The following is a 24,116-nucleotide window of genomic DNA, read 5'->3' as shown; positions in this document are numbered from 1 at the left end:
GCGGCGCTGGGCTGCGAGGTCGTGGAGCTCGCGTGCGGTCCGGAGACCCGCTACCAGCCGACCGTCGAGCAGCTGGAGGCCCTGGACGCGCCGGTCGACGGGCTGGTCGTCGCCGGGCCGGCGAACCCGACGGGGACGCTGGTCGACCGGGCGTCGCTGGACGCGCTCGCGGCGTGGTGCGCCGACCACGGGGTCCGGCTGGTGTCCGACGAGATCTACCACGGCATCACCTACCCCGACGCGGTCGCCGCGGAGCCCGGCCCCGCCGGCGCCCCGACGGCCGCGACCTCGCTCGGCACCGGCACCGTCGTGGTCAACTCGTTCTCGAAGTTCTGGGCGATGACCGGCTGGCGGCTCGGCTGGCTGCTGCTGCCCGAGGACCTGGCCGCCCCGGTCGACGCGCTCGCCGGGAACGTCGCGCTGTGCCCGCCGGCGCTCGCCCAGCACGCGGGCGTCGCGGCCTTCACGCCCGAGGGGTACGCCGCCGCCGAGGCCAACGTCGCGCAGTACGCCGCGTCCCGCCGGTCGGTGCTGGACCGGCTCCCGGAGCTCGGCTGGTCGCGCGTCGCGCCCGCCGACGGGGCGTTCTACGTGTACGCGGACGTGTCGGCGACCGGCCTGGACTCGCGGACCTGGTGCGCCCGGCTGCTCGACGAGGCCGGGGTCGCGCTGACGCCCGGCACCGACTTCGACTCCGTGGCCGGGCACGACTGGGTGCGGCTGTCGTTCGCGTCCGCGCCCGCCGTCGTCGCCGAGGCGGTGGACCGGGTGGTCGCCTGGCAGCGGACGCTGTAGCGCCCGCCGCCCGCCCCGGAACCCCGCCCCGCGCCCGTCCGTTGGGCCGGGCAGGACGCGCGCCCCCGGGGGGTGCGCACGGGCGAGGAGGGCGACATGAGGTGTCCCACGGACGGGGCCGAGCTGGTGATGGCGGAGCGGCAGGGCGTCGAGATCGACTACTGCCCGTCGTGCCGCGGGATCTGGCTCGACCGCGGCGAGCTCGACAAGATCCTCGACCGCGCGGCGGGCGTGCCCGCGGGTGCGGCCCCGGACCCGGGCCCGGCCGCGCCCGGTGCCTTCCCCGCGCCCGGCGGCTACCCGCCCGCACCGCCGGCGCCGGGCTACGACGGCTACCGCGAGCCCGGGTACCGCGACGACCGCGGCTACCGGGAGGGCGGCTACCGCGACGACCGCGGCTACCGCGACGACCGGCGGTACGACGACCGCCGCGACCCGCGGTACCCGTACGGCAAGAAGAAGAAGCGCGAGTCCTGGCTGGGCGACCTGCTCGACTTCGACTGAGGGGCGACCGACGTCCCGCCGCGCGCCCCGGCCCCGTGACCTAGGGTCGGGCGCGTGGACGTGGCGGTGCTGGGAGCGACGGGAGACGTCGGGCGGCAGGTGTGCGCGCAGCTCATCGAGCGGCGGGTGCTGCCGACGACGTCGCGGCTGCAGCTGGTCGGGCGGCCGGGCGGGGCGTCGGGGCGGGCCTCCTACGGGCTGCGCGCCGACCTGGTCGACGCCTACGACGAGCACGCCCCGCTGATCGACGTGGCGCTCGACCCGGAGGACGTGGTCGCCGACGTGGTCGTGCTGACCGCGGGCCGGACCGCGCCCGCGCGCGCCGGGGCGGTGACCGACCGCGCGGCGCTCGCGGCCGAGAACCACGAGGTGTTCGCCTCCTACGCCCGCGCGATCGCCCGGCACGGCTCCGGGCACGAGGTCGTCGTCGTGGTGTCGAACCCGGTGGAGCTCGGCGTCGCCGTGGTGGCCCGCGAGCTGGGCCGGCACCGGGTCGTCGGCATGGGCGCCTGGCTGGACACGCTGCGGTTCCGCCGCGAGATCGCGGTGTCGCTCGGCGTGCGCCGGCACCGGGTCGGCGGGTTCGTGGCCGGGCAGCACGGGGACGACCTGGTGCCGCTGTGGTCGACGGTCCGGATCAGCGGCCTCGACGTCGAGGAGCGGCGGCGCGCGGTGGCGGCGCTGCGCGGCGGGCGGACCCTCGACGGATTCGCGGCCGAGATCGAGGACGCCAAGCGCGACCTCGGGGGCCTGATGGCCGACGACGTCGCTGCGGCGTTCGACCTGGTCGAGACCTGGCCGCCGGACCTGCGCGGCGTCGCGCGCCCGTGGCTGACGCACCAGAGCGGCGCCAAGACGGCCGCCGCCACCGCGAACGCGACGGTCGACCTGGTGGACACCGTGCTCGACGGGCGGGACATCGTGGTCGCCGGGCAGGTGGCGCTGGACGGGGAGGTGGCCGTCGCGGGGACGCCGCTGCGCGGGGTGCTCGGGGTGCCGGTCGTGCTCGGGCCCGAGGGCTGGACGCGCGTGCTGCTGGACGAGCCCGAGCCCGACGAGGCGCGCCGGCTGCTGGCCTCGGCGGCGCGGATCGACGCGATGCTCGCGCCGTGGGGCCTGGGCGCGGGGGAGGCCCGGTGACCGCCGTCGGGCCCGCGGGCGCCGCGGCCGGGGCCGTGGCCGCCGGGAGCGCCGACCGCCGCTGGGTCGCCTTCGTGGCCGGCGCGGACGCGACCGGCACCCTCACCGCGCTGACCGGCGTGTTCTCCACCCGCGGCGTCTCGTTCGACTCGCTGACCACCGGCGACGTCGCCGACGGCGTGGGCCTCATCGTCGTGACCTTCAGCGCCTCGGAGCGGCGGCAGCGGCTGCTCATGCGGACGGTGCGGCGGCTCGCGGCGGTGCGGTCGGCCGAGGTCCGCGCGGCGGACGACCCGGCGGTCCGGGCCGCGGCCGTGGTGCACCTGCCGCCCGCGTCCGGTCCCTTCGTGCCGCCCGACGCCGCCGCCGTGCGCTGGTCCGGCGACCCCGCCGCGGGCCAGGCGGTCCTGGTCGAGGGCCCGCTGCCCGACGTCGAGCACGTGGTCGCGGCGGCGCGCGCCCGGGGCGCCGACTCGGCCGCCACGGTCGTGCTGCCGCTGCCGGCGGCAGAGTTCACCGAGCCGTAACGCCCACCCGGCGGACGCGGGGGACGAACGGCCCACCTCCGCGGCTAGGCTGTGACCCAGACAACTCAACACGCTGCTCGAACCGCGGCGGGAGAGCCCTCCCGCGCGACCGCCCCGGCGGCCGCGATCGCGAGGCGCCGAAGGAGCAACCCTCCCCGGGAATCTCTCAGGCCCCCGTACCGCCGTGGCGAGGCAACTCTGGAAAGCGGCCGGCGCACGCCGGCCCACCGACGGTGCAAGTCGGCGCGCCCCGGCCCTCACGGGCACGGCGGACCGGCAAAACTCTCAGGTCGTACGTCCGCGGCACGCCCGCGGCCGGCGGATGACAGAGCGGGGAGACGCGCACCACCCGCCCGTCCGCCTTGCACGTCCGACCCCGCCCGGAGCAGCCGCGTGACCCACCTCGAGGACCTCCCCACCGACGCCCGCACCACGGCCGCCGGGACCCCGCGCGCCAACGCGCCCGCGGACCGCACCGACGCCGCGCGCGGCTTCGCCGACCGGCACGTCGGCCCCCGCCCCGGCGACGTCGCGGGCGTGCTCGCCCACGTCGGCGACGGCTGGCCGAGCCTGGACGCGCTGATCGACGCGGCGGTCCCGGCGAGCATCCGCACCGACCGCCCGCTCGCGCTGCCCGAGGCGCGCGGCGAGTCCGAGGTGCTGGCCGCGCTGCGGACGATCGCGGACAAGAACACCGTGCTGACCCAGATGATCGGCCTGGGGTACCACGACACGGTCACGCCGCCGGTGATCCGCCGGAACGTCCTCGAGTCGCCCGCCTGGTACACCGCGTACACGCCCTACCAGCCGGAGATCTCGCAGGGCCGGCTCGAGGCGCTGCTGAACTTCCAGACCGTCGTCGCCGACCTCACCGCGCTGCCGGTCGCCAACGCGTCGCTGCTCGACGAGGCGACCGCCGTCGCCGAGGCCGTCGCGCTCATGCACCGCGCCGCGAAGGGCCGGACCGGGGTCGTCGTGCTGGACGCCGACTGCCTGCCGCAGACGCTCGCCGTCACCCTCGGCCGCGCGGAGGCCGCGGGCCTCGGCGTGCGGGTCGCGGACCTGTCGGCCGGGTTGCCGGACCTCGGCGACGAGCCGCTGGTCGGCCTCGTGCTGCAGGCGCCCGGGGCGTCCGGCGCCGTCCGCGACCTCGCGCCGCTGATCGCGGCCGCCAAGGACGCGGGCGCCCTCGTGACCGTCGCCGCCGACCTGCTCTCGCTCACGCTGCTCACCCCGCCGGGGGAGCAGGGCGCCGACATCGCGGTGGGCTCGGCCCAGCGGTTCGGCGTCCCGCTGTTCTACGGCGGCCCGCACGCCGCCTACATGGCCGTGCGCACCGGCCTGGAGCGCTCGCTGCCCGGCCGCCTGGTCGGGGTGTCGATCGACGCCGACGGCGCGACCGCCTACCGGCTCGCGCTGCAGACCCGCGAGCAGCACATCCGCCGCGAGAAGGCGACCAGCAACATCTGCACCGCGCAGGCGCTGCTGGCGATCGTGGCCTCGATGTACGCGGTCTACCACGGTCCCGACGGCCTGCGGGAGATCGCCGAGCGGGTGCACGCGCGCGCCGTGGCGCTGGCCGACGGGCTGCGCGCGGGCGGCGTCCCGGTCGAGCACGCCCAGTTCTTCGACACCGTCCGTGCCGTGGTGCCGGGCCGGGCGCGCGCGGTGGTCGCCGCGGCGGCCGCCCGCGGGATCAACGTGTGGGCGGCGGACGACGACCACGTGCAGGTGACCTGCGACGAGGTGACGACCGAGGCGCACGTCGCGGGCGTGCTCGCGGCCTTCACCGTGGGCACAGCCGCCGACGTCCGCAGCACCACGGGCCCGGCGGACGGCCTCGACGCCCCGGCGATCCCGGTGCACCTGCGCCGGACCAGCGACTACCTGACGCACCCGGTGTTCCACCGGCACCGGTCCGAGACCGCCATGCTCCGGTACCTGCGCGCGCTGTCCGACAAGGACCTCGCGCTGGACCGGACGATGATCCCGCTGGGCTCCTGCACGATGAAGCTCAACGCGACGGTCGAGATGGAGGCCATCTCCTGGCCCGGGTTCGCCGGGCTGCACCCGTTCGTGCCCGCCGAGCAGGCCGCGGGCTACGCCGAGCTGATCGGCGACCTCACCGGCTGGCTCGCCGAGATCACCGGGTACGCCGCGGTGTCGGTGCAGCCGAACGCGGGCTCGCAGGGCGAGTTCGCCGGCCTGCTCGCGATCCGCGGGTACCACGAGGGCCGCCGGGCCGAGGCGATCGCGGCCGGTGCCGCGCCGGACGAGACCCCGGTGCGCGACCTCTGCCTCATCCCGGCCTCCGCCCACGGCACCAACGCCGCCTCCGCCGCGCTCGCGGGGATGCGGGTGGTCGTCGTCGCCACCGCCGAGGACGGCTCGGTCCAGCTCGACGACCTGCGCGCCAAGCTGGAGCAGCACGGCCCCCGGGTCGCCGCGATCATGATCACCTACCCGTCGACGCACGGCGTCTACGAGGAGGACGTGCGCGAGGTCTGCGACCTGGTGCACGCCGCGGGTGGTCAGGTCTACATCGACGGCGCCAACCTCAACGCGCTGGTCGGCCTGGCCCGGCCGGGCGAGTTCGGCGGCGACGTGTCGCACCTCAACCTGCACAAGACGTTCTGCATCCCGCACGGCGGCGGCGGCCCCGGTGTCGGCCCGATCGGCGTCGCGGCGCACCTGGTGCCGTACCTGCCGGCGACGGACGCGGTGTGGACGGGCGACGAGGGCCCGCTCGCGGGCGGCGCGGCCCCCGCCGTGTCGGCTGCGCCGTTCGGCTCGGCCGGCATCCTGCCGATCTCCTGGGCCTACGTCGCGCTGATGGGCGGCGACGGCCTGCGCCGCGCGACCGAGACCGCGGTGCTGTCGGCGAACTACCTGGCCTCGCGCCTGGCACCGCACTTCCCCGTGCTCTACACCGGCCCGGCCGGGCTGGTGGCGCACGAGTGCATCCTCGACCTGCGCGCGATCACCAAGCAGACCGGCGTCACCGCCGAGGACGTCGCCAAGCGGCTGATGGACTACGGCTTCCACGCGCCGACGCTGTCCTTCCCGGTCGCCGGGACGCTGATGGTCGAGCCGACCGAGTCCGAGGACGTCGCCGAGCTGGACCGGTTCGTCGAGGCGATGGTCGCGATCCGCGCGGAGATCGACGCGGTCGCCGCCGGGCGGTGGGACGTCGCCGGGTCGCCGCTGCGGAACGCCCCGCACACCGCGGCCGCGCTCGTCGCGGACGACTGGGACAAGCCCTACGGCCGCGAGCTCGCGGCCTACCCGGTCGCGGGGCTCCGCGCCGGGAAGTACTGGCCGCCGGTCCGGCGGATCGACGGCGCGCACGGGGACCGGAACCTCGTCTGCGCCTGCCCGCCCATCGAGGCCTACGCCGAGGGAGCCGCGCTGTGACCGAGACGACCACCCCGACCACCGACGACGCGACGGGGGCCGTGCTGTCGCCGCTGCACGCGGAGCACGTCGCGCTCGGGGCGACCATGACCCCGTTCGCCGGCTGGATGATGCCGCTGCGCTACGCCGGCGACCTGGCCGAGCACCAGGCGGTCCGGACCGCCGCGGGGCTGTTCGACCTGTCGCACATGGGCGAGCTGCACGTCGACGGCCCCGGAGCCGGTGCCGGGCTCGACCACGCGCTGGTCGGGAACATCTCCGTCCTCGCGGTCGGCCGCGCCCGCTACACGATGATCGTGCAGGAGGACGGCGGCATCCTGGACGACCTCATCGTCTACCGCCTCGCGGACCAGGGCTACCTGGTCGTCGCGAACGCCTCGAACGTGGCGGTCGTGGCCGGCGCCCTGGCCGAGCGGCTGGCGCCGTTCGACGCCTCGCTCACCGACCGGTCGCTGGAGACGGCGCTGATCGCCGTGCAGGGGCCGCGGTCCGCGGAGATCGTCGTCGGCCTCACCGACCCGGCGCACGCCGACGCGGTGCGGGACGTGAAGTACTACGCGGGCCTGCCCGCGACCGTCGGCGGCGTCGAGGCCCTCGTGGCCCGCACCGGCTACACCGGCGAGGACGGCTTCGAGCTGTTCGTGCCCGCCGCCGCGGCGCCCGGGCTGTGGCGCGACCTGCTCGCCGCGGGCGCCCCGCTCGGCCTGGTGCCCGCCGGCCTGTCGGCGCGGGACAGCCTGCGGTTGGAGGCGGGCATGCCGCTGTACGGCAACGAGCTCGACACGACCACGGCCCCGCACGACGCGGGCCTGGGCCGGGTGGTCCGCCTGGACAAGACGACCGCCGACGGCGAGCCGCTCCCGTTCGTCGGGCGGGCGGCGCTCGCCTCCCGGGCGCACGCGACCCCGTCCCGGGTGCTCGTCGGCCTGGTCGGCTCCGGACGGCGCGCGGCCCGGCACGGGTACGAGGTGCTGACCTCGACCGCCGACGACGCGGTCACGGTCGGCCGCGTGACGTCGGGCGCGCCGTCGCCGACGCTGGGCACCCCCATCGCGATGGCCTACGTGACCCCCGAGGTCAGCGCCGAGGGCACCGAGCTCGCGGTCGACGTGCGCGGCCGGCGCGAGCCGGTCCGCGTGGTGGCGCTGCCGTTCTACCGTCGGTCCTGACCGCCGCCGCCCGACCACCCACCCCGCCGGCGAGCGCCCCGCTCGCGAGCACAACCCCGGAGAGCACCATGAGCGACGTCCCCACGCACCTGCAGTACACCGCCGAGCACGAGTGGATCGACGGCGCCGAGCCCGCCACGGTCGGCATCACCAAGAACGCGGCCGACGCGCTCGGCGACATCGTCTACCTGGAGCTGCCGACCGTCGGCACCGAGATCGCGGCGGGCGCCGTGGTCGGCGAGGTCGAGTCGACCAAGTCCGTGTCGGAGCTGTACTCCCCGGTGGCCGGCACCGTGGTCGAGGTGAACCAGGAGGCGGTGGACGAGCCGTCGGTCGTCAACGCCGACCCGTACGGGGCCGGCTGGCTGTTCCGGGTGGACGTCACGAGCACCGGCCCGCTGCTGTCCGCGGACGACTACGCGGCCACGCTCACGGACTGAGACTCCCCCGGACGGCGGTTAGCCCGTTCGGGTGTTTCTGAGGGAGCTCTCAGGAGACCGCTTGCCGGACGGTGACCTGGGCCTTCGGTCCTAGCACATGCCCGGTCCGTCCCGCATCGTCCGCACGCCCCCGGGAACGGGTGAGAAACCAACTGCGATCACGGCGGCCACACTTGCCGATCAACACCGGTAGACGGCAGCCGGAGACCCCCAGCAGCCGGGACTCGTCACACGCAGACCGGAGGACAGCATGGCCACCCTGGAGATCGCCCCCACCGCGTCCACCAGCATCCTGGGTGAGCCGCTCACGACGCGTGAGCGGGTCGTCCTCGCCGAGCTGGCCGAGGACGTCACCCTCGAGGACATCGCCCGCAAGCTCTTCGTCACGCGGAACACCGTGAAGTCGCAGGTGCGGTCGGTGTACCGCAAGATCGGCGTCTCCACGCGGGCCGAGGCGGTCGCCTGGGCCGAGGCCGCGGGCATGCGCTGACACCCCCGCGCCCCCTCGCCGGGGCGCGCGGACCCCAGGGCCGCGACCCGCCACCACGGCGGGTCGCGGCCCTGCGTCGTCCCCGGGGTCGACGGCGGGCGGTCGATGCCATATCGTCTATCGATAACATCGATCGTCGATATGGATAGGAGCCGTCATGACGTCCCGGACACCGTGGTTCACCAGCCGGTCCGACCTGCTGTCCCTGCTCGTGGTCGGCGCGGCCGTGATCGTCTGGCAGGCGGCCGGCCTCGTCGCGTCCGTGGCGCGGATCCTGCCGAACACGGACGCCCCCGTGGAGGTGATGCTCATGGGCGCACCCGTCGAGCTCCCGCTGGGCCCGGACGGCGCCGCGGTCGGCGCGACGGTGGAGTCCGCGACGCTCACCGTCTCCGACATGCCGGTCGCCACGTACCTGGGCGCGATCGGCGCCGCCGCCGTGCCGCCGCTGGCCACCATCGGGGTCACCGTGTGCGTGCTGCTGCTGGCGCGGCGGATGCTGGCCGGGCAGTTCTTCTCCGGCACGACGACCCGCCTGATCACGGCCGTGTCCCTGCTGATCGCCGGCGGCTGGGTCGCGTGGTTCGGGTGCTCGGTGCTGGCGTCGAACGGCGTCCTCGCGCAGGTCGCCGACCGGGCGGTCCTGGAGCAGATCACGTTCCAGGTGTCCTGGACCCCCATCCTCGCGTCCATGGCCGTCGGGGCCCTCGCGGCCGCGTTCCACGCCGGGGAGCGGCTGGAGCGCGAGACCGCGGGGCTGGTCTGATGCCGCCCGAGGACGACGCGGGGCGGATCCACTGCCGGCTGGACGAGCTGCTGGCCGAGCGCGGGATGACGCTCGCGCGGCTCGCGGAGCTGGTCGGCGTGACCGTCGTGAACCTGTCGGTGCTGAAGAACGACCGCGCGCGGGCGATCCGGTTCTCGACCCTGACCGCCGTGTGCGACGTGCTCGGGTGCCAGGTGGGCGACCTGCTGGTCGTCACGCCGCGCGGCTAGGCCGCGCCGGTCGCCCGGACCACGTGCGCGGCGAGGTCGCGCGCGGCCGGGGTCGGGCGCCGGGACCGCGCCCAGACCATGCGGAGCGTGCGGGTCAGGTCCACGCCCTCGACCGCCACCCGCACCAGGTCCCCGCGCGCGAGCTCGTCGGCGACGGTCAACCCGGACAGGACCGCCGCGGCGCCGCCCCCGCGCACCACGTTCTTGACCGCCGACGTCGACCCGAGCTGCGCGGGCGATCCCGCGAGCGGGTGGCCGGCCGCGATCAGGGCCTCCTCGAGCACGGCGCGCGTGCCCGACCCGGCCTCGCGCACGGCGAGCGGCGCGCCGGCGAGCTCGGCGGCGGTGACCGGGCGGCGCCGGCGGGCCCAGGGGTGGCCGGGTGCGACGACGACGACCAGCTCGTCGTCGCCGACCGGGCGGGCGCGCAGGCCGTCCGCCACGTCCGGCCCCTCGACGAACCCCAGGTCGGCGCGGCCGTGCAGCACCGCGTCCATCACGTCGCGCGAGTTCGCGACGACGAGGTCGACCACCGCCGCCCCGGCCGGCAGCGTCGCCAGCCAGCCCGGGACCAGGTACTCCGCCACGCTCAGGCTGGCGGCCACCCGGACCCGGCCCTGCTGGGCGCTGCGGAGCGCGTGCACCTCGCGCTCGAGGGCGTCGGAGGCGGCGAGGACGTCCCGCGCCCGGCCGAGCAGCGCCGTGCCCGACGGGGTCAGCCGGGTGCCGGACGCCGCGCGCGTGACGAGGGTGAGCCCGGTCTGCCGCTCGAGCCGGCGCAGGCCGGTGCTGACCGAGGGCTGCGCGAGGCCGAGCGCGCGGGCGGCCCCGGACAGCGAGCCGTGCGCGTCGACCGCGTCGAGCAGCTCGAGGGCGCCCAGCGGGATGCGCCGGGGCGGGGCGGTGTCCATAGCCTCAGGCTAGAGCCGGCCAGGAAGGTCGGCGTTCCCGGGGGCCGCGGCGCGCCGGATGCTGGGACCGTGCCCCCCGCTCCGCCGTCCGACCGCTCGCCCGACCGCTCGTCCGACCACCGGCCCGCCGCGCCGCCCGCCCCGGCGGCCGCCGCCCCGCGCCGGCTCCTCGGCGTCGACCGCGCGGTCCTGCCCGGCGCGGCCGTGGCGCTGCTCGTCGGCGCGGCCTGCGTCGGGCTGACGGCGGCCGTCCCCGTGCTGCCCGGCCTGCTGGTCGCCATCGTGCTCGGCGCGGTCGCCCGGTCCGCGGGCCTGATCCCGGCCGCGCTCGAGCCCGGCCTCGCGTGGGCGGGGCGGCGCGTGCTGCGCGCCGGGGTGGTGCTGCTCGGGCTGCAGCTGTCGGTCGGCGACCTGCTCGGCCTCGGGGCGGGCGAGGTCGTGGTGCTCCTGGCGACCGTCACCGCGACGTTCGCCACGACGCTCTGGCTCGGTCGCCTGCTCGGGGTCGGGCGGCGGCTGACCCTGCTGGTCGCCACCGGGTTCTCGATCTGCGGCGCCGCGGCGGTCGCGGCGATGAGCCCGGTCGCGGACGCGGAGGAGGACGAGGTCGCCACCGCCGTGGCGCTGGTGACGGTCTACGGCAGCCTCGCGATCCTGGTGGTGCCGCTCGCGGCGGGCGCGCTCGGGCTGGCCGACCGCACCGCGGGGCTGTGGGCCGGGATGTCGGTGCACGAGGTCGCGCAGGTGGTGGCCGCGGCCGGCACCGTGTCGGCGGCCGCGCTGTCGGTCGCGGTGGTCGCCAAGCTCGCGCGGGTGGTGCTGCTGGCGCCGCTGGTGGCGGGGGTCGGGCTGGTCCGGCGCCGGTCGGCGGGCGGGGCCGGCGCGGGCGGGGCCGACGCGGGCGCGGCCGACCCGGGCGGGTCCCGGCGCGGTGCCGCGCCGCTCGTGCCGCTGTTCGTGGTCGGCTTCGTCGCCGCGGTGGTCGTCCGGTCGGCCGGCCTCGTCCCCGACGCCGTGCTCCCGGCGGTCAAGCCGGTCACGACGCTGCTGCTCGGCGCGGCGATGACGGCCCTCGGCACGCAGATCCACCTCGGCCGGCTGGTCCGGACCGGCGGGCGCCCGCTGGCGCTCGGTGCGGCCGCGACGGTCGTCGCGATGACGGTCAGCCTGGCGGGCCTGCTCGCGATCGGCTGACCGGACGGCTCCCGCGAGGGTGGCCGGCGTGGAAATGATTTCCACCCACCTCACGCTTGGATGTCATCTGCGGATCGGCGCGAATCCGCGCGTTGACAGCGGAGCGGCGCGCCGATACGTTGCCGACATCTCGCAATAGCGCGAAAGATTTTCCCGACAGTTCGGCGCACGCAGCTGTGCGCCGCATGTCCGTCCTGGCATCCGTTCGCGGTTTCAGCCGTGCCCGGGCGGTGCGCCCGAGGGTCGCGTCCCACGCGCCCCTGACGCCCCGTGCCCAGGAGGTCCTGCCGTCATGCCCGCTGCCGCCCGGTGGTCCAGCCGAGGCGGGCCCGCAGCCGCGGTGCCGCCGCTCGCCCACCCGTCCGCGCACCCGTCCGCCCGCACGCCCGCCGCGCGCCGAGCCGGGGCGGGGGTACCGCTCCCGTGAGGCGGCTCCTGTACTCCCAGCGCCTCGCGCCCTACCTGTTCATCCTGCCGTTCGTCGCGACGCTGGCGCTGTTCTGGATCATCCCGGTGGCCCGGTCCGTCGTGATGTCCACGCAGGAGGTCCTGTACGGGCAGACCACCTCGGTCGGGCTCGACAACTACGCCCGGCTGTGGAACGACAGCGTGTTCTGGACCGCGATGTTCAACAGCGCGCGGTACATGGTGCTGAGCCTGGCCCTGCTGATCCCGATCCCGATGCTGCTCGCGGCGGTGGTGAACTCCCGGATCGGGAGCCCGCGGGTCAAGGCGTTCTTCAAGGCGTCGCTGTTCGTCCCGGCCCTGACGTCGGTGGTGGTCGCCGGCCTGGTGTTCCGGCTCATGTTCTCCGAGTCGGAGAACGCGGTGATGAACCAGGTCCTGCAGCTGGTCGGGCTGGGACCCGTGCGGTGGCTGCGCGAGGACCTCACCGGGCTCGTGGCGCTGCTGGCGCTCGCCGTGTGGCGCTGGACCGGCGTGAACACCATGTACTTCATCGCCGGGATGCAGTCGATCCCCGAGGAGTACTACGAGGCGGCGTCCCTGGACGGGGCGAACAAGCGCCAGCAGTTCCTGCGGATCACCGTCCCGAACCTGCGGCCGACGATCGTCTACGTCACCACGATCAGCGTCTACGGCGGCCTCGCCATGTTCCTCGAGAGCTTCATGCTCTACGGCGGGAACGCGTCGCCCAACAACCAGGGCCTGACCGTCGTCGGCTACCTCTACCGCCGGGGCATCGAGCAGAACGACCTCGGCTTCGCCTCCGCCGTCGGGATCGTGCTGCTCGTCGTGGTCATGGCGATCAACATCACGCAGCTGACCCTCTCCGGCACCTTCAGGAAGGAGCACGTGCGATGACCGCGGCCCCCGCGCGCCCCCGCCCCGCGTCCCGCCGTCCCTCCGCGGCCGACCCCGCGGGTCGCCGCCGCGCCCCGCGCGGCGTCCGGGCGCTCTCGGCGCTGCAGTCGACCGCCCTCGTCGCGATCGCCCTCGTCGCCCTCGTCCCGCTCGCCGCGATCCTGGTCGCGACGTTCCAGTCGGGTGCCGACATCATGCGCGGCGGGATCACGCTGGCCGTCGACCCGGCGACGCTCCGCCTGGACAACTGGACGATGCTGTTCACCGACTCGGGCCCGTACTTCCGGTGGTTCGCGAACTCGTTGGGCGTGACGGTGGTCCAGGTCGCCGGGACGCTCCTCGTGAGCTCGTTCGTGGCGTACGGCTTCGCGATGTACGACTTCCGCGGCCGGACCCCGCTGTTCATCGCGGTGCTCGCCATCATGGCCGTGCCGTTCGAGATGGTGATGCTCCCGCTGTACGTGCAGGTGAACGAGATGGGCCTCGCGGACACCTACGCGGTCATCGTGATCCCGTTCCTGGCGGCGGCCGTGACCATCTTCTTCTTCCGCCAGTACTTCCTGGGGGTGCCGAAGGAGATCCTCGAGGCCGGCCGGGTGGACGGGGTCACGGAGTTCGGCATCTTCTTCCGGCTCGTCCTGCCGATCGCGCGCCCCGCGATCGCCGCGATGGCGATCCTCAACGGGATGATGTGCTGGAACAACCTGCTGTGGCCGCTGCTCGTGCTGCGCTCGTCCGAGAAGTTCACGCTGCCGATCGGGCTGAACACCCTGATCACGCCGTACGCGAACAACTACGGCCTCCTCATCGTCGGGTCCTTCTTCTCGCTCGTCCCGATCCTGGTCCTCTTCCTCGCCTTCCAGCGCTTTTTCGTGGAGGGAATGACCGCGGGCGCCGTCAAGGGCTGACCCGTGCGACGCACACAAAGGAGAAGCAGAATGTCACGAATCAGGACGACGGCGTCCGTGGTCACCGGGGCGATGGTGCTGGCCGCGTGCCTCGCGTGCGGCTCCGGGGGCGGGTCGGACGGCGCGCGGAACGCCCCGGCCGACGCCGACGGCGCCACCACGATGGAGATGTGGATCTTCGGCGAGCTGCACGGGGTGCTGTACGAGCAGATGGCCGACCGGTGGAACGAGCTCCACCCGGACCGCGCGATCGACCTCCGGCTGACCGTCTACCCGTACCAGGACATGCACAACAAGCTGCAGCTCGCGGCGAACTCCGGCACCGGCATGCCGGACCTGGTCGACATCGAGGTCACGAAGTTCGCCAACTTCGTCCGGGGCGACAACCCGCCGCTCCTGGACCTCGCCGCCGCCGCGGAGCCGTACCGCGAGGACGTCGTCGAGGCGCGGCTCGACCTGTACAGCCGGGGCGACGCGGTCTACGGCTTCCCGACGCACGTCGGCGCGTTCGTCACCTTCTACAACACCGAGCTGCTCGAGGACGCGGGCATCGACTACACGACGATCACCACCTGGGACGACTTCGCCGAGGCGGGGGCGGAGTACCACGCCGCGACGGGCCGGGCGTTCGGGACGGCGAACACCGACGTGTTCTTCGTCGAGCCCCTGGTGATCGCGCAGCACGGCGCCGAGCTGTTCGCCGAGGACGGCTCGGTGCAGGTCGACGACCCGGTGGTCGTCGAGTCGTTCGAGATGATGCAGGCCATGGTGGAGGCGGGCGCGATCTCGCCCATCCCGGGGTCGAGCCCCGACGACGAGGAGGCGTACGGCGCGATCGCGCGGGGCGACTTCGCCGCGATCGTCTACCCCGCCTGGTACACCTCGCGGTTCGTCGACTACATGCCCGAGCTCGCGGGGAAGGTGGCCATCGCGCCGGCGCCCGTGGTGCCGGGGTCGGACACGCTCACGATCGGCGGCGGCGGCACCGGCACCGCGGTCGCGGCGGACTCCCCGGTCGGGGACCTCGCGGCCGAGTGGCTGGCGTTCGCGAAGCTGTCCCCGGAGGCGAACGTCGCCGTGTGGGAGGTGCTCGGGTTCGACCCGGTGAACATGGCCGTCTGGGACGACGAGGAGGTCACGCGCAACCCGGAGAACCAGTTCAACCAGTACTTCACGACGAACCTGTTCGACGTGCTGAACGAGGTCAAGGACGGCATCGGCCACTTCGCGTCCTTCGCCAGCCCGGACCTGCCCGCGGTCAACAGCCGGTTCGGCACCGTCACGCTGACCGAGATCTACGAGTCGGGCGTGCCGGCGCGCGAGGCGCTGGAGCAGGCGCAGCGCGAGCTCCAGAACGAGCTGCGGCAGGACTGAGCCCCCGCCCGCGGTGGACCCACCCGCACGGACGCGCCCGGCGTGCCGGTGCGGGTGGATCCACCCCCCCGGGGCGCCGGGCCGGGCCGCCGTCACGCGCCCGACACGTCCGCCTGGGAGACTGGGTGGCATGACCCGCCCCGTCCTCGTCGCCGCCGCCGCGCTCGTCGACGACCTCGCCGCCCCGGGCGCCCTGCTGGCCGCCCGGCGGCGCTCGCCCGTGAGCCTCGCGGGCCGGTGGGAGTTCCCCGGCGGCAAGGTGGAGCCGGGCGAGTCGCCCGAGGACGCGGTGCACCGGGAGATCCGCGAGGAGCTGGGCGTGGCCGTGGAGCTCGGCGAGGAGCTCGCGGGGCCCGACGACGGCGCCTGGTGGCTCAGCGACCGTTACGTGATGCGCCTCTGGCTGGCGCGCGTCACCGCCGGCGAGCCGCGGCCGCTGGTCGAGCACGACGACCTCCGCTGGCTGCCCCGCGGGCAGTGGCTCACGGTGCCGTGGCTGGACGCGGACGTGCGGATCGTGGAGGCGCTGGCCGCGGCCACCGACCCGGCGGACGCGTCCCGGCGTACTGCCTGACCTGCGGGTTCATCTCTCGGCGAACAGACCGCCCCTCGATCTGGCACTCGCGCCCCGCGAGTGCTAGAACATGTCTCGTAGCCCTCCTGGCGCGGCAGCGCCGGGGCAGCAGCGGTCCCGGACCGTCCGGACCGCCGTGACGCTTCGAGGGAGGTGACGGGCTGTGGCTACGCGATTCGACCCGTTCCAGGAGATGGACCGGCTGATGAACCAGGTCCTCGGCCAGCAGCGCGCCTCGGCGACCATGCCGATGGACCTCTTCCGCTCCGGCGACCACTACGTCCTCAGCGTCGACCTGCCGGGGGCCGACCCCGGCTCGATCGACGTGAACGTCGACGACCGCACCCTCACGATCCGGGCGCAGCGGACCGCGCGCACCGAGGACGGGGTGCAGTGGCTGGCCAAGGAGCGCCCGGTCGGGACCTACGCGCGGCAGCTCACCGTCGGCCGCGGGCTCGACCTGGACGCCATCACCGCGTCGTACGCGGACGGCGTGCTGTCGCTGACCATCCCGGTGGCCGAGGAGGCCCGGCCGCGCCGCATCGAGGTCACCACCGGTGGGACGCCGGCGACCATCGAGGCGGGCGCCGACGCCGCTCCGCAGGAGCGTGCGAGCGCCTGACCGCGCGACGCGGCCCGCACGACGACCGCCCCGGCCCCACGCGGGGACCGGGGCGGTCGCGTGCCCGGGGCGTGCGCCCGGCGGCGTCAGGCCGTCGGCACCGCCAGCGACGCGCGGACCGTGCGGGTGGCGGCCAGCACGTGCTGCAGCGACGGCGTCACCTCGGCGTACCGGCGGGTCTTGAGGCCGCAGTCCGGGTTGACCCAGAGCTGCGCCGGGTCGACGACCCGGACGGCCTCGCTGAGCAGCTCGGTCACCTCGGCCTCGCTCGGCACGCGCGGCGAGTGGATGTCGTACACGCCCGGGCCGATGCCGCGGGGGTAGCCCTCGGAGGCGATGTCGCCGAGGATCTCCATCTTCGACCGGGCGGCCTCGATCGACGTCACGTCGGCGTCCAGGCCGTCGATCGCGCCGAAGATCTCGCCGAACTCCGAGTAGCAGAGGTGCGTGTGGATCTGCGTGTCCGGGCGCACCCCCGAGGTCGCGAGCCGGAACGACCGCACCGACCAGTCGAGGTAGGCGTCGTGGTCCGCGGCGCGCAGCGGCAGCAGCTCGCGCAGCGCGGGCTCGTCGACCTGGACGATCGCGGTGCCGGCGGCCTCGAGGTCGGCGATCTCGTCCCGCAGGGCGAGCGCCACCTGGTTCGCGGTGTCGGCGAGCGGCTGGTCGTCGCGGACGAACGACCACGCCAGGATCGTCACCGGGCCGGTGAGCATGCCCTTGACCGGCTTGGCGGTGAGCGACTGGGTGTAGGTCGTCCACGGCACCGTGATCGGCGCCGGGCGGGACACGTCGCCCCACAGGATCGACGGCCGGGTGCAGCGCGAGCCGTACGACTGCACCCAGCCGTTGGCGGTCACCGCGAACCCGTCCAGGTTCTCGGCGAAGTACTGCACCATGTCGTTGCGCTCCGGCTCGCCGTGCACCAGCACGTCGAGGCCGATCTCCTCCTGCAGCTCGACGACCCGGCGGATCTCCGCCTTCATCTCGTCCTCGTACTGCGCGGCGGTGAGCTCGCCCCGGCCGAACGCGGCCCGGGCCACCCGGATCTCCGGCGTCTGCGGGAACGAGCCGATCGTCGTGGTCGGCAGCGCGGGCAGCTGCAGGCGCTCGGCCTGCGCGACCCGGCGGCCGTCGAAGTCGCCGCGGTGGAACGCGTCCGTCGGCAGGGCGGTGAGCCGGTCCCGCACCTCCGGCCGGACGACGCCCGGCGCCGCGGCGCGGGACCGGCGCGCGTCGGCGGCGGCGAGCAGCTCGGCGTGCACGGCCTCGCGGCCCTCGGTCAGGCCGGTCGCCAGGGTGACGACCTCGCCGACCTTCTGGTCGGCGAACGCGAGCCAGGAGCGCAGCGTCGGGTCGAGCTGCGGCTCGTCCTCGACGTCGTGCGGCACGTGGAACAGCGACGTCGACGTCGCGACCGCGACCTGCCGGGCGCCGAGGCCCTCGAGCGACTCGAGCGAGCCCAGCGCCGCGTCCAGGTCCGCGCGCCAGATGTTGTGGCCGTCGACCACGCCGCCGACCAGCACCTTGGACTCCAGGCCGGGGACGGGACCGGCGGGCAGCGAGCCGCGGACCAGGTCGAGCGCCAGGCCCTCGACGTCCGTGGCCGCGAGCACCGGGAGCGCGTCGCGGAGGTCGCCGTACGGGGCGGCGACCAGGATCGAGGGCCGCTCGGCCGCGGGCAGCTCGGTCGCGAGCACGCGGTACGCCTCGGCGGCCGCGGCGAGCAGCCGGTCGGCGGGGACGCCGGTCGAGTCGGAGACCAGCGCCGGCTCGTCCAGCTGCACCCAGGTGGCGCCGGCGCGGGCCAGGTCGCGGAGCAGCGCCGCGTACACCGGCAGCACGTCCGCGAGGCGGTCGATCGGCAGGAAGTCCTCGGGGGAGCCCTCGGCGGCCTTGGCCAGCGCCAGGAACGTCACCGGGCCGACCAGCACGGGGCGGGTCAGCACGCCGTCGGCGAGGCCCTCGGCGAGCTCGCGCACGGGCCGGTCGCTCGCGTAGCGGAACGGCGTCGCCGGGCCGATCTCCGGGACCAGGTAGTGGTAGTTCGAGTCGAACCACTTGGTCATCTCGAGCGGCAGGTCGTCGCCGCGGCCGCGGGCCACGGTCGAGTAGCCGGCGAGGTCGAGGCCACCGTCGGCGGCGAGCAGGTCGGCGAACCGCTCCGGCACCGCGCCGAGCACCGCGGCCGCGTCGAGCACGTGGTCGTAGAACGAGAAGGCGCTCGGGATCGCGGGCAGCCGGGTGTCCAGGCCGAGCTCGGCGAGGCGGGTGCGCGTGCGGCGGCGCAGGTCGGCGGCCGTGGCCTCGACCTCCTCCGCGCTCGCGCGCCCGGCCCAGAAGGCCTCCAGGGCCTTCTTGAGCTCGCGGCGCGGTCCGATCCGGGGGTAGCCCAGGACGGTGCCGGCGGGGAACGGGTGGGTCAGGTCGGTCATCTCTCGCCTCAGCTGGTGGGGACAGGGGTCGGGGTGGTCGTGGCCGGCCCGGGGACGGGCGCGGGCTCGCGCGCCGGCTCCGGGGCGACCCGCAGGTGCGCGCGGGGCGCCTCGCCGCCGAGGCCCGCGCCCTCCAGGAGGTCGAGCGCGGGGCCGTGGGCGTTGAACGTGTAGAGGTGCACGCCCGGCGCGCCGCCGTCGAGCACGGCGTTCACCAGGTCGACGCCGAGCCGGGTGCCGAGGCGGTGCCGCGCCGCGACGTCCGCCGGGTCCTCCGGGTCGAAGGCGTCCAGCCGGGCCAGCAGCCGCGCGGGCACCGGCACGCCCGTCAGCTGCGCGACGCGGCGCAGCCGGGCCGGGTCGGTGGTCGGGATGATGCCCGGCAGGATCGGGATGGTGACGCCCGCGTCGCGCGCCAGGGCCACGAGCTCGAGGTAGGACCCGGCGTCGTAGAACACCTGGGTGATCGCGAAGTCCGCGCCGGCCCGCTGCTTGGCGAGCAGCGCCGCGACGTCCTGCTCCCGCGTGCTGCCGGCGCCCGCGTTGCCGCGGGGGAACGCCGCGACGGCGACCGACAGCGGCCGGGTGGCGGCGCGCACCGCCTGGGCCGGGCTGCTCGCGCACCGCCGGCGCTCGACCTCGCGCAGCAGCCCGACGAGCGCGCTCGCGGTCGGCAGGCCCTCGGGGTGCGGCTCCCAGGAGCGGTCCGCGGGCGGGTCGCCGCGCAGCGCCAGGAACGACCGCACGCCCTCGTCGAGGAACTCCTCGATCGTCGCGGCCAGGTCCTCGCGGGAGCTCGCGACGCAGGTCAGGTGCGCGATCGGCGTCAGCGACGTCTCCCGGAGCAGCCGGCGGACCAGCTGCCGGGTCGTGGTCCGGGTGCTGCCCGACGCGCCGTACGTGACGGACACGAAGTCGGGGCGCGCCGACGCGAGCTGCTGCACCGTCGACCACAGCCGCGGCGCGGCGTCCGGGTTGCGGGGCGGGAACAGCTCGAACGACACGGTCGGGCGGTCCACGGCCCCGAGGCCGTCGGGCACGGCGGTCCCCGCCAGGTGCGCAGGTACGTCGTGACTGCTCATCGTCAGCTCCATCGAACCTGGCGGAAGCACCCGCACCCTCGGTGAGGAGGGGGGTTGCTGCGACGTCGACGAGCCAGGTCTCTCGGTCGCTCTGGATGGGTGCCGCCACCCTAGGCCCGGGCGGGGCCGCCGTCCACTGCCCCTGACGCGTCATGTTCCTGTGCCCCGGCTCGCACCGTCGGCGCGGGCGACCCGTGCGGCGGCGCCCGCGGCCGGGCGGGCGGGACGAGCCCGTGCGAGGCTGCGTGGGGTGACCGACCTGCGCACCGTCCCGCTGCCCGACCGCCGGCTCGACGCCCGGGAGCTCGTCCCGCCGGACGCCCCCGCGGCCGACGTCCTGGGCGAGGTCCGCGCCCGGCTCGGCGAGCGCCCGGTGCACGACGTGCGCGACGGCTCCCTCGTCTGGGTCGACATCGAGGCGTGCAGCGTGCACCGCTGGGCCGGCGGCGACCACGCGCGCGACGCCGTGCTCAGCGTGCCCTCGCCGGTGTCGCTGGCGTGGCCCGCGGCCGCCGGCGGGCTGCTGCTCGCGACGGCGGACGGCTTCGGGGTGCACGACGGCACCACGCTCGGCCCGCTGACCCGGCCGGCCGACATGCCGGCGGGCTACCGGTTCAACGACGGCGGGTGCGACCGCGCCGGGCGGCTCTGGGTCGCCTCGATGCCGCGGGACGGCTCGACCGGCGACGGCACGGTCTACCGGGTGGTCGCGGGGGCGGACGGCGGGCTCGACGTGACGCCGGTGCTCACCGGGGTGGGCGTGGGCAACGGCCTGCAGTGGAGCCCCGACGGCGCGACCCTCTACCTGACGGACACCGCCGCGGCGACCGTGTACCGGCTGCCGTACGACGGGGCGACGGGCCGCGCCGGCGCGCCCGAGGCGTTCCTGTCGTTCGACCCGGACGGGCCCGGGCCGGACGGGGTCACGGTCGACGCGGACGGCTGCCTCTGGGTCGCGCTGTACGGCGGGGGCGCGGTGCTGCGGTTCGGCCCGGACGGGGCGCCGCTGGGCGCGGTCCGCGTGCCGACGGCGGCGGTGACCTGCCTGGGGTTCGGGGCGCCGGGGTCGGGCCGGGCGTACGTGACGACCGCGCACGCGGACGGGGACCCGCTGGCCGGGGCCGTGTTCGGCGTGGACGTCGCGGTGGACGGGGTGCCGGCGCGGGCGTTCGGGGCGGGCTGAGCCCGGGCCTCGGGCGGTGCGCCCGATCAGCCCACGAGGAGCTGGTGCGCGCGCTGGTGCGACACGCCGAGGACCGTACCCACGTCGCGGACGGACAGCCCGGCGTCCCGCAGCACCCGGGCGGCAGCGCGGGCCTCCGCGGCGGCCTCGCGGTTGGCCCGGTGCGCCTCCTCCCGCAGCCGGGCGGCGGCCCGGACGTGCGAGCCGACCGCGTCGGGCACCACCGGCCGCAGGTCCACCTCGACGTCGGAGGGGTCGACCTGCGCGACGAACGCGATCGCCTCCCGCATGGCGGTCGGCGCCTGGTCCAGCCGGGCCACCTCGGAGATGGCTCCGGGGTGCTCGACGCACTGGAGCACCCACCACCGGCGTCCGCGCTCGGCCGTGACCGTGTACCGCGTCACCGCCACCACCCCTTCCCGAGCACCGACGCGAACTGGTCGAAGAACTTCCGCGCGGTGACGTCGTCGATCTCGGAGTGCCGACCGAGCGTCGAGCGCACGCCTCCGACGACGACCCCCGTGTGGTTCGTGAGCTCGACGACGTCGTAGGAGACGCCCGCCTCACGGGCGGCCCGCCGCAGTCGCCGAAGCACCGCGGTGCGCTTCACGAGCGTAGTCCCGTCCGGACTAGACACTCAAGGCAAGAGGGGGCTGGACACGTCAGAGCCCGGCGCGGTGGTGGTGCCGCGACGTCCGGGGACACGTCATCGTCCAGCGCGCGCCAGGACGACGGGGCAGCCGGCGAGGTGGTCGTCGACGATCCCGCACGCCTGCATGGCCGCGTACGCCGTCGTCGGCCCGACGAACCGGAACCCGTGCCGCTTGAGCTGCTTGGCCAGCGCCGCGGACTCCGGGGTGGACGCGGGCACCTCGCCGAACGTGCGCGGGCGCGGCCGGGTGCCGGCCGCGGCCGGCGCGGCGGACCAGAACAGCTCGTCCAGGCTCAGCCCGCGGCCGTGCAGGTCGAGCAGGGCGCGCGCGTTGGCCACGGCGGCCGTGATCTTGGCGCGGTTCCGGATGATCCCGGTGTCCGCCATGAGGCGCTCGACGTCGTGCTCGTCGTAGCCCGCGACGACCGCTGGGTCGAACCCGTCGAACGCGGCCCGGAACCCCTCCCGGCGGCGCAGGATGGTGATCCACGCCAGGCCCGACTGGAACGCCTCGAGCGTCATGCGCTCGTACAGCTCGCGCTCGCCGTGCACCGGGACGCCCCACTCCTCGTCGTGGTAGCGCTCGTAGAGGGGGTCCCCGTCGCCGAAGCACCGCCGTCCCACGGGCGCGTCGGCGGTGTCCGGGGCGTCGCTGCTCGTCATGCCGCCACTCTGCCGCACCCGTCCGACACCCCGGCGCCGCCCTCCACAGCCCGCACCGCCCGACGGGGCTGTGGACGACGGCCGACCGCGTCCATGATGCGGACGGGTCTTGTCTGACAAGTGAGACGGCGTAAGGTCGCCCGAGCGCTGGAGCACCGACCGTCCCGCGAGCCGACCGCGAGCCGACCCCCCGACGTCCGCCGGTGGTCCGCGCCACCCGGATCGTCTAGGAGTCGTCAGCACATGTCAGCCACCACCGCGCCCACCACCACGCCGCCGGCCGCGTCCCGGCCGCTCAACTCGCCGTCCCGCGTCATCGCGGCGAGCCTCGTGGGCACCACCATCGAGTTCTACGACTTCTACGTGTACGCGACGGCCGCCGTCCTCGTGTTCCCGAAGCTGTTCTTCCCCACGGGCAACGACACCACGGCGCTGCTCGCCTCGTTCGCGGTGTTCGGCGCCGCGATGGTCGCCCGCCCGATCGGCGCCATCTTCTTCGGCCACCTCGGGGACCGCCGCGGCCGCAAGACCACGCTGGTCTACTCGCTGCTCACCATGGGCGTCGCGACGTTCCTCATCGGCCTCCTGCCGACGTTCGGCCACATCGGCGTCGGCGCGACGGTCGCCCTGCTGGTGCTCCGGCTCGCGCAGGGCTTCGCGCTGGGCGGCGAGTGGTCCGGCGCCGCACTGGTCGCCACCGAGAACGCCCCGGCCGGCAAGCGCGCCTGGTACGGCACGTTCCCGCAGCTCGGCGCGCCGCTCGGCTTCATCATCGCCAACGGCATCTTCCTGATCATCAACGGGGTGCTGGGCCAGGGCTCGGACGCGTTCATGTCCTGGGGCTGGCGCGTGCCGTTCCTGTTCTCCGCCGTCATGGTGATCATCGGCCTGTGGGTGCGGCTCAAGCTGGTCGAGTCCGAGGCGTTCACCCAGGCCGAGAAGAAGGGCACCATCACGAAGGTGCCGCTCGGCACGACGCTGAAGTTCCACTGGCGCGAGACCCTGCTCGGCACGTTCATCATGCTGGCGACCTACGTGCTGTTCTACCTGATGACGAACTTCACGCTGACGTACGGCACCCGCGCCGTCGCCCCGGAGGACGGGGAGCCCGGCGGGCTCGGCATCCCGTACGTGCACTTCGTGCTGATGCAGATCATCGGCGTGGTGTTCTTCGGCATCTTCACGCTGCTGTCCGGCCCGCTGGCCGACCGGCTCGGTCGCCGCCGCCTGCTCATCGGCGTCACGTCCGCGATCGTCGTGTTCGGGTTCTCGTTCCCGCTGTTCCTCACGGTGCGCGACGACCTCGTGTTCACCGGCGCGCTGACCCAGGCGTTCCTGGTGCTCGGGTTCCTGCTCATGGGCGCGACGTTCGGCCCGATGGGCGCGCTGCTGCCGGAGCTGTTCCCGACGAACGTCCGCTACACCGGCTCCGCGGTCGCCTACAACGTGTCGTCGATCCTCGGCGCCGCGCTGGCCCCGATCGTGGCGCTGGCGCTGTGGGCCGCGGCGGACGGCAGCACCTGGCTGGTCGGCGTGTACCTCTCCGCGATGGGCGTCCTGACGCTCGTCGCGCTGATCCTGTCCCGCGAGACCAAGGACCAGGACTACGCCCGGTCGTCCCACGCAGGCTGACCCGCCGCCGGACCTCCGCGAGGCCGTCACCCCGCCCGGGGTGGCGGCCTCGCGCCGTGCCGGAGGGCGACACGACGGTTTGGGCGAG

24 protein-coding genes and 2 riboswitches are annotated in these 24,116 nt (G+C 75.2%); of the genes, 18 read left to right on the top strand and 6 right to left on the bottom strand.

What is annotated here, in order from left to right; translation table 11 throughout:
* From VER05_RS18710 to VER05_RS18665, 10 genes are all read left to right on the top strand, one after another.
* On the top strand, nt 1-795 hold a 795-nt coding region (locus VER05_RS18710), incomplete at its 5' end, for an aminotransferase class I/II-fold pyridoxal phosphate-dependent enzyme (protein WP_324846818.1).
* Between the two features lie 96 nt (nt 796-891).
* On the top strand, nt 892-1,299 hold the full coding sequence (locus VER05_RS18705; protein WP_324846817.1) for a zf-TFIIB domain-containing protein: 408 nt from the start codon (nt 892-894) through the stop codon (nt 1,297-1,299).
* Nucleotides 1,300-1,353: 54 nt separating this feature from the next.
* The gene (locus tag VER05_RS18700; RefSeq protein WP_324846816.1) at nt 1,354-2,439 is read left to right on the top strand and encodes a lactate/malate family dehydrogenase; all 1,086 of its coding nucleotides are present in this window, start codon (nt 1,354-1,356) and stop codon (nt 2,437-2,439) included.
* Nucleotides 2,436-2,966: a hypothetical protein gene (locus VER05_RS18695; RefSeq protein ID WP_324846815.1), complete on the top strand. Its 531-nt coding sequence runs from the start codon at nt 2,436-2,438 to the stop codon at nt 2,964-2,966. Before VER05_RS18700 ends, VER05_RS18695 begins: the two co-directional genes overlap by 4 nt.
* Nucleotides 2,967-3,044: 78 nt before the next feature.
* Nucleotides 3,045-3,158: riboswitch (glycine riboswitch) on the top strand.
* 201 nt (nt 3,159-3,359) lie between these two features.
* Nucleotides 3,360-6,380, top strand: coding sequence for an aminomethyl-transferring glycine dehydrogenase (gene gcvP / locus VER05_RS18690; RefSeq protein ID WP_324846814.1), 3,021 nt, complete (start codon nt 3,360-3,362; stop codon nt 6,378-6,380).
* Complete coding sequence (gene gcvT / locus VER05_RS18685; protein WP_324846813.1) at nt 6,377-7,549, top strand: glycine cleavage system aminomethyltransferase GcvT; 1,173 nt, start codon at nt 6,377-6,379, stop codon at nt 7,547-7,549. The genes gcvP and gcvT overlap by 4 nt, the downstream gene beginning before the upstream one ends.
* A 68-nt stretch (nt 7,550-7,617) precedes the next feature.
* Nucleotides 7,618-7,989, top strand: a complete 372-nt coding sequence (gcvH, locus tag VER05_RS18680) for a glycine cleavage system protein GcvH (RefSeq protein WP_324846812.1) — start codon at nt 7,618-7,620, stop codon at nt 7,987-7,989.
* A 250-nt stretch (nt 7,990-8,239) separates the two neighbouring features.
* Nucleotides 8,240-8,479, top strand: a complete 240-nt coding sequence (locus tag VER05_RS18675) for a helix-turn-helix transcriptional regulator (protein ID WP_324846811.1) — start codon at nt 8,240-8,242, stop codon at nt 8,477-8,479.
* A 157-nt stretch (nt 8,480-8,636) separates the two neighbouring features.
* Nucleotides 8,637-9,245: a hypothetical protein gene (locus VER05_RS18670; protein ID WP_324846810.1), complete on the top strand. Its 609-nt coding sequence runs from the start codon at nt 8,637-8,639 to the stop codon at nt 9,243-9,245.
* The gene (locus tag VER05_RS18665; RefSeq protein WP_324846809.1) at nt 9,245-9,475 is read left to right on the top strand and encodes a helix-turn-helix domain-containing protein; all 231 of its coding nucleotides are present in this window, start codon (nt 9,245-9,247) and stop codon (nt 9,473-9,475) included. Before VER05_RS18670 ends, VER05_RS18665 begins: the two co-directional genes overlap by 1 nt.
* On the opposite strand, the gene VER05_RS18660 is transcribed toward VER05_RS18665, so the two are convergent.
* On the bottom strand, nt 9,472-10,386 hold the full coding sequence (locus VER05_RS18660) for a LysR family transcriptional regulator (protein WP_324846808.1): 915 nt from the start codon (nt 10,384-10,386) through the stop codon (nt 9,472-9,474). The genes VER05_RS18665 and VER05_RS18660 overlap by 4 nt on opposite strands.
* A gap of 69 nt (nt 10,387-10,455) precedes the next feature.
* Between VER05_RS18660 and VER05_RS18655 the strand changes: the two genes are divergently transcribed.
* The 6 genes from VER05_RS18655 to VER05_RS18630 all read left to right on the top strand — a co-directional run bounded on the left by VER05_RS18655 (nt 10,456) and on the right by VER05_RS18630 (nt 16,381).
* On the top strand, nt 10,456-11,580 hold the full coding sequence (locus VER05_RS18655) for a YeiH family protein (RefSeq protein WP_324846807.1): 1,125 nt from the start codon (nt 10,456-10,458) through the stop codon (nt 11,578-11,580).
* A gap of 423 nt (nt 11,581-12,003) precedes the next feature.
* Nucleotides 12,004-12,903: a sugar ABC transporter permease gene (locus VER05_RS18650; protein WP_324846806.1), complete on the top strand. Its 900-nt coding sequence runs from the start codon at nt 12,004-12,006 to the stop codon at nt 12,901-12,903.
* Nucleotides 12,900-13,811: a carbohydrate ABC transporter permease gene (locus tag VER05_RS18645; RefSeq protein WP_324846805.1), complete on the top strand. Its 912-nt coding sequence runs from the start codon at nt 12,900-12,902 to the stop codon at nt 13,809-13,811. Before VER05_RS18650 ends, VER05_RS18645 begins: the two co-directional genes overlap by 4 nt.
* A 30-nt stretch (nt 13,812-13,841) precedes the next feature.
* Nucleotides 13,842-15,185: an ABC transporter substrate-binding protein gene (locus VER05_RS18640; RefSeq protein ID WP_324846804.1), complete on the top strand. Its 1,344-nt coding sequence runs from the start codon at nt 13,842-13,844 to the stop codon at nt 15,183-15,185.
* Nucleotides 15,186-15,315: 130 nt separating this feature from the next.
* Nucleotides 15,316-15,759, top strand: a complete 444-nt coding sequence (locus tag VER05_RS18635) for a (deoxy)nucleoside triphosphate pyrophosphohydrolase (RefSeq protein WP_324846803.1) — start codon at nt 15,316-15,318, stop codon at nt 15,757-15,759.
* Nucleotides 15,760-15,922: 163 nt separating this feature from the next.
* Nucleotides 15,923-16,381 carry an Hsp20/alpha crystallin family protein gene (locus VER05_RS18630; protein ID WP_324846802.1) on the top strand — a complete coding sequence of 153 codons (459 nt, stop codon included), beginning with the start codon at nt 15,923-15,925 and terminating at the stop codon, nt 16,379-16,381.
* Between the two features lie 86 nt (nt 16,382-16,467).
* Here VER05_RS18630 and metE read toward each other — a convergent pair whose 3' ends face one another.
* Entirely contained in the window at nt 16,468-18,816 is a 2,349-nt protein-coding gene (gene metE, locus VER05_RS18625; RefSeq protein ID WP_324846801.1) for a 5-methyltetrahydropteroyltriglutamate--homocysteine S-methyltransferase, read from the bottom strand.
* Between the two features lie 8 nt (nt 18,817-18,824).
* Nucleotides 18,825-19,898, bottom strand: coding sequence for a methylenetetrahydrofolate reductase (locus tag VER05_RS18620; RefSeq protein WP_324846800.1), 1,074 nt, complete (start codon nt 19,896-19,898; stop codon nt 18,825-18,827).
* Nucleotides 19,892-20,000, bottom strand: a riboswitch (SAM riboswitch). Its footprint overlaps the gene before it by 7 nt.
* 148 nt (nt 20,001-20,148) lie before the next feature.
* Between VER05_RS18620 and VER05_RS18615 the strand changes: the two genes are divergently transcribed.
* Entirely contained in the window at nt 20,149-21,081 is a 933-nt protein-coding gene (locus VER05_RS18615; RefSeq protein WP_324846799.1) for an SMP-30/gluconolactonase/LRE family protein, read from the top strand.
* 26 nt (nt 21,082-21,107) lie between these two features.
* Here VER05_RS18615 and VER05_RS18610 read toward each other — a convergent pair whose 3' ends face one another.
* The 3 genes from VER05_RS18610 to VER05_RS18600 all read right to left on the bottom strand — a co-directional run bounded on the left by VER05_RS18610 (nt 21,108) and on the right by VER05_RS18600 (nt 22,396).
* Nucleotides 21,108-21,485, bottom strand: coding sequence for a hypothetical protein (locus VER05_RS18610; protein ID WP_324846798.1), 378 nt, complete (start codon nt 21,483-21,485; stop codon nt 21,108-21,110).
* Nucleotides 21,482-21,691, bottom strand: a complete 210-nt coding sequence (locus VER05_RS18605) for a ribonuclease PH (protein WP_324846797.1) — start codon at nt 21,689-21,691, stop codon at nt 21,482-21,484. The genes VER05_RS18610 and VER05_RS18605 overlap by 4 nt, the downstream gene beginning before the upstream one ends.
* Nucleotides 21,692-21,787: 96 nt before the next feature.
* On the bottom strand, nt 21,788-22,396 hold the full coding sequence (locus VER05_RS18600; protein ID WP_324846796.1) for a DNA-3-methyladenine glycosylase I: 609 nt from the start codon (nt 22,394-22,396) through the stop codon (nt 21,788-21,790).
* Nucleotides 22,397-22,639: 243 nt separating this feature from the next.
* Here VER05_RS18600 and VER05_RS18595 point away from each other — a divergent pair, with 243 nt between their 5' ends.
* The gene (locus tag VER05_RS18595; RefSeq protein ID WP_324846795.1) at nt 22,640-24,028 is read left to right on the top strand and encodes an MFS transporter; all 1,389 of its coding nucleotides are present in this window, start codon (nt 22,640-22,642) and stop codon (nt 24,026-24,028) included.
* Nucleotides 24,029-24,116: the final 88 nt, after the last annotated feature.

The sequence above is a fragment of the Cellulomonas sp. genome, from assembly GCF_035634735.1.
Lineage (GTDB): Bacteria > Actinomycetota > Actinomycetes > Actinomycetales > Cellulomonadaceae > Cellulomonas.
The sequence above is the reverse complement of the archived record's forward strand: the minus strand, read 5'-3'. Positions and strand labels throughout refer to the sequence as shown.

Coding starts and splice junctions, on each gene's coding strand:
- gcvH (WP_324846812.1), top strand. CDS start 7,618: ATGAGCGACGTCCCCACGCACCTGCAGTACACCGCCGAGCACGAGTGG.
- VER05_RS18660 (WP_324846808.1), bottom strand. CDS start 10,386: ATGGACACCGCCCCGCCCCGGCGCATCCCGCTGGGCGCCCTCGAGCTG.
- VER05_RS18620 (WP_324846800.1), bottom strand. CDS start 19,898: ATGAGCAGTCACGACGTACCTGCGCACCTGGCGGGGACCGCCGTGCCC.
- VER05_RS18645 (WP_324846805.1), top strand. CDS start 12,900: ATGACCGCGGCCCCCGCGCGCCCCCGCCCCGCGTCCCGCCGTCCCTCC.
- VER05_RS18600 (WP_324846796.1), bottom strand. CDS start 22,396: ATGACGAGCAGCGACGCCCCGGACACCGCCGACGCGCCCGTGGGACGG.
- VER05_RS18595 (WP_324846795.1), top strand. CDS start 22,640: ATGTCAGCCACCACCGCGCCCACCACCACGCCGCCGGCCGCGTCCCGG.
- VER05_RS18640 (WP_324846804.1), top strand. CDS start 13,842: ATGTCACGAATCAGGACGACGGCGTCCGTGGTCACCGGGGCGATGGTG.
- VER05_RS18635 (WP_324846803.1), top strand. CDS start 15,316: ATGACCCGCCCCGTCCTCGTCGCCGCCGCCGCGCTCGTCGACGACCTC.
- VER05_RS18675 (WP_324846811.1), top strand. CDS start 8,240: ATGGCCACCCTGGAGATCGCCCCCACCGCGTCCACCAGCATCCTGGGT.
- VER05_RS18670 (WP_324846810.1), top strand. CDS start 8,637: ATGACGTCCCGGACACCGTGGTTCACCAGCCGGTCCGACCTGCTGTCC.
- metE (WP_324846801.1), bottom strand. CDS start 18,816: ATGACCGACCTGACCCACCCGTTCCCCGCCGGCACCGTCCTGGGCTAC.
- VER05_RS18665 (WP_324846809.1), top strand. CDS start 9,245: ATGCCGCCCGAGGACGACGCGGGGCGGATCCACTGCCGGCTGGACGAG.
- VER05_RS18705 (WP_324846817.1), top strand. CDS start 892: ATGAGGTGTCCCACGGACGGGGCCGAGCTGGTGATGGCGGAGCGGCAG.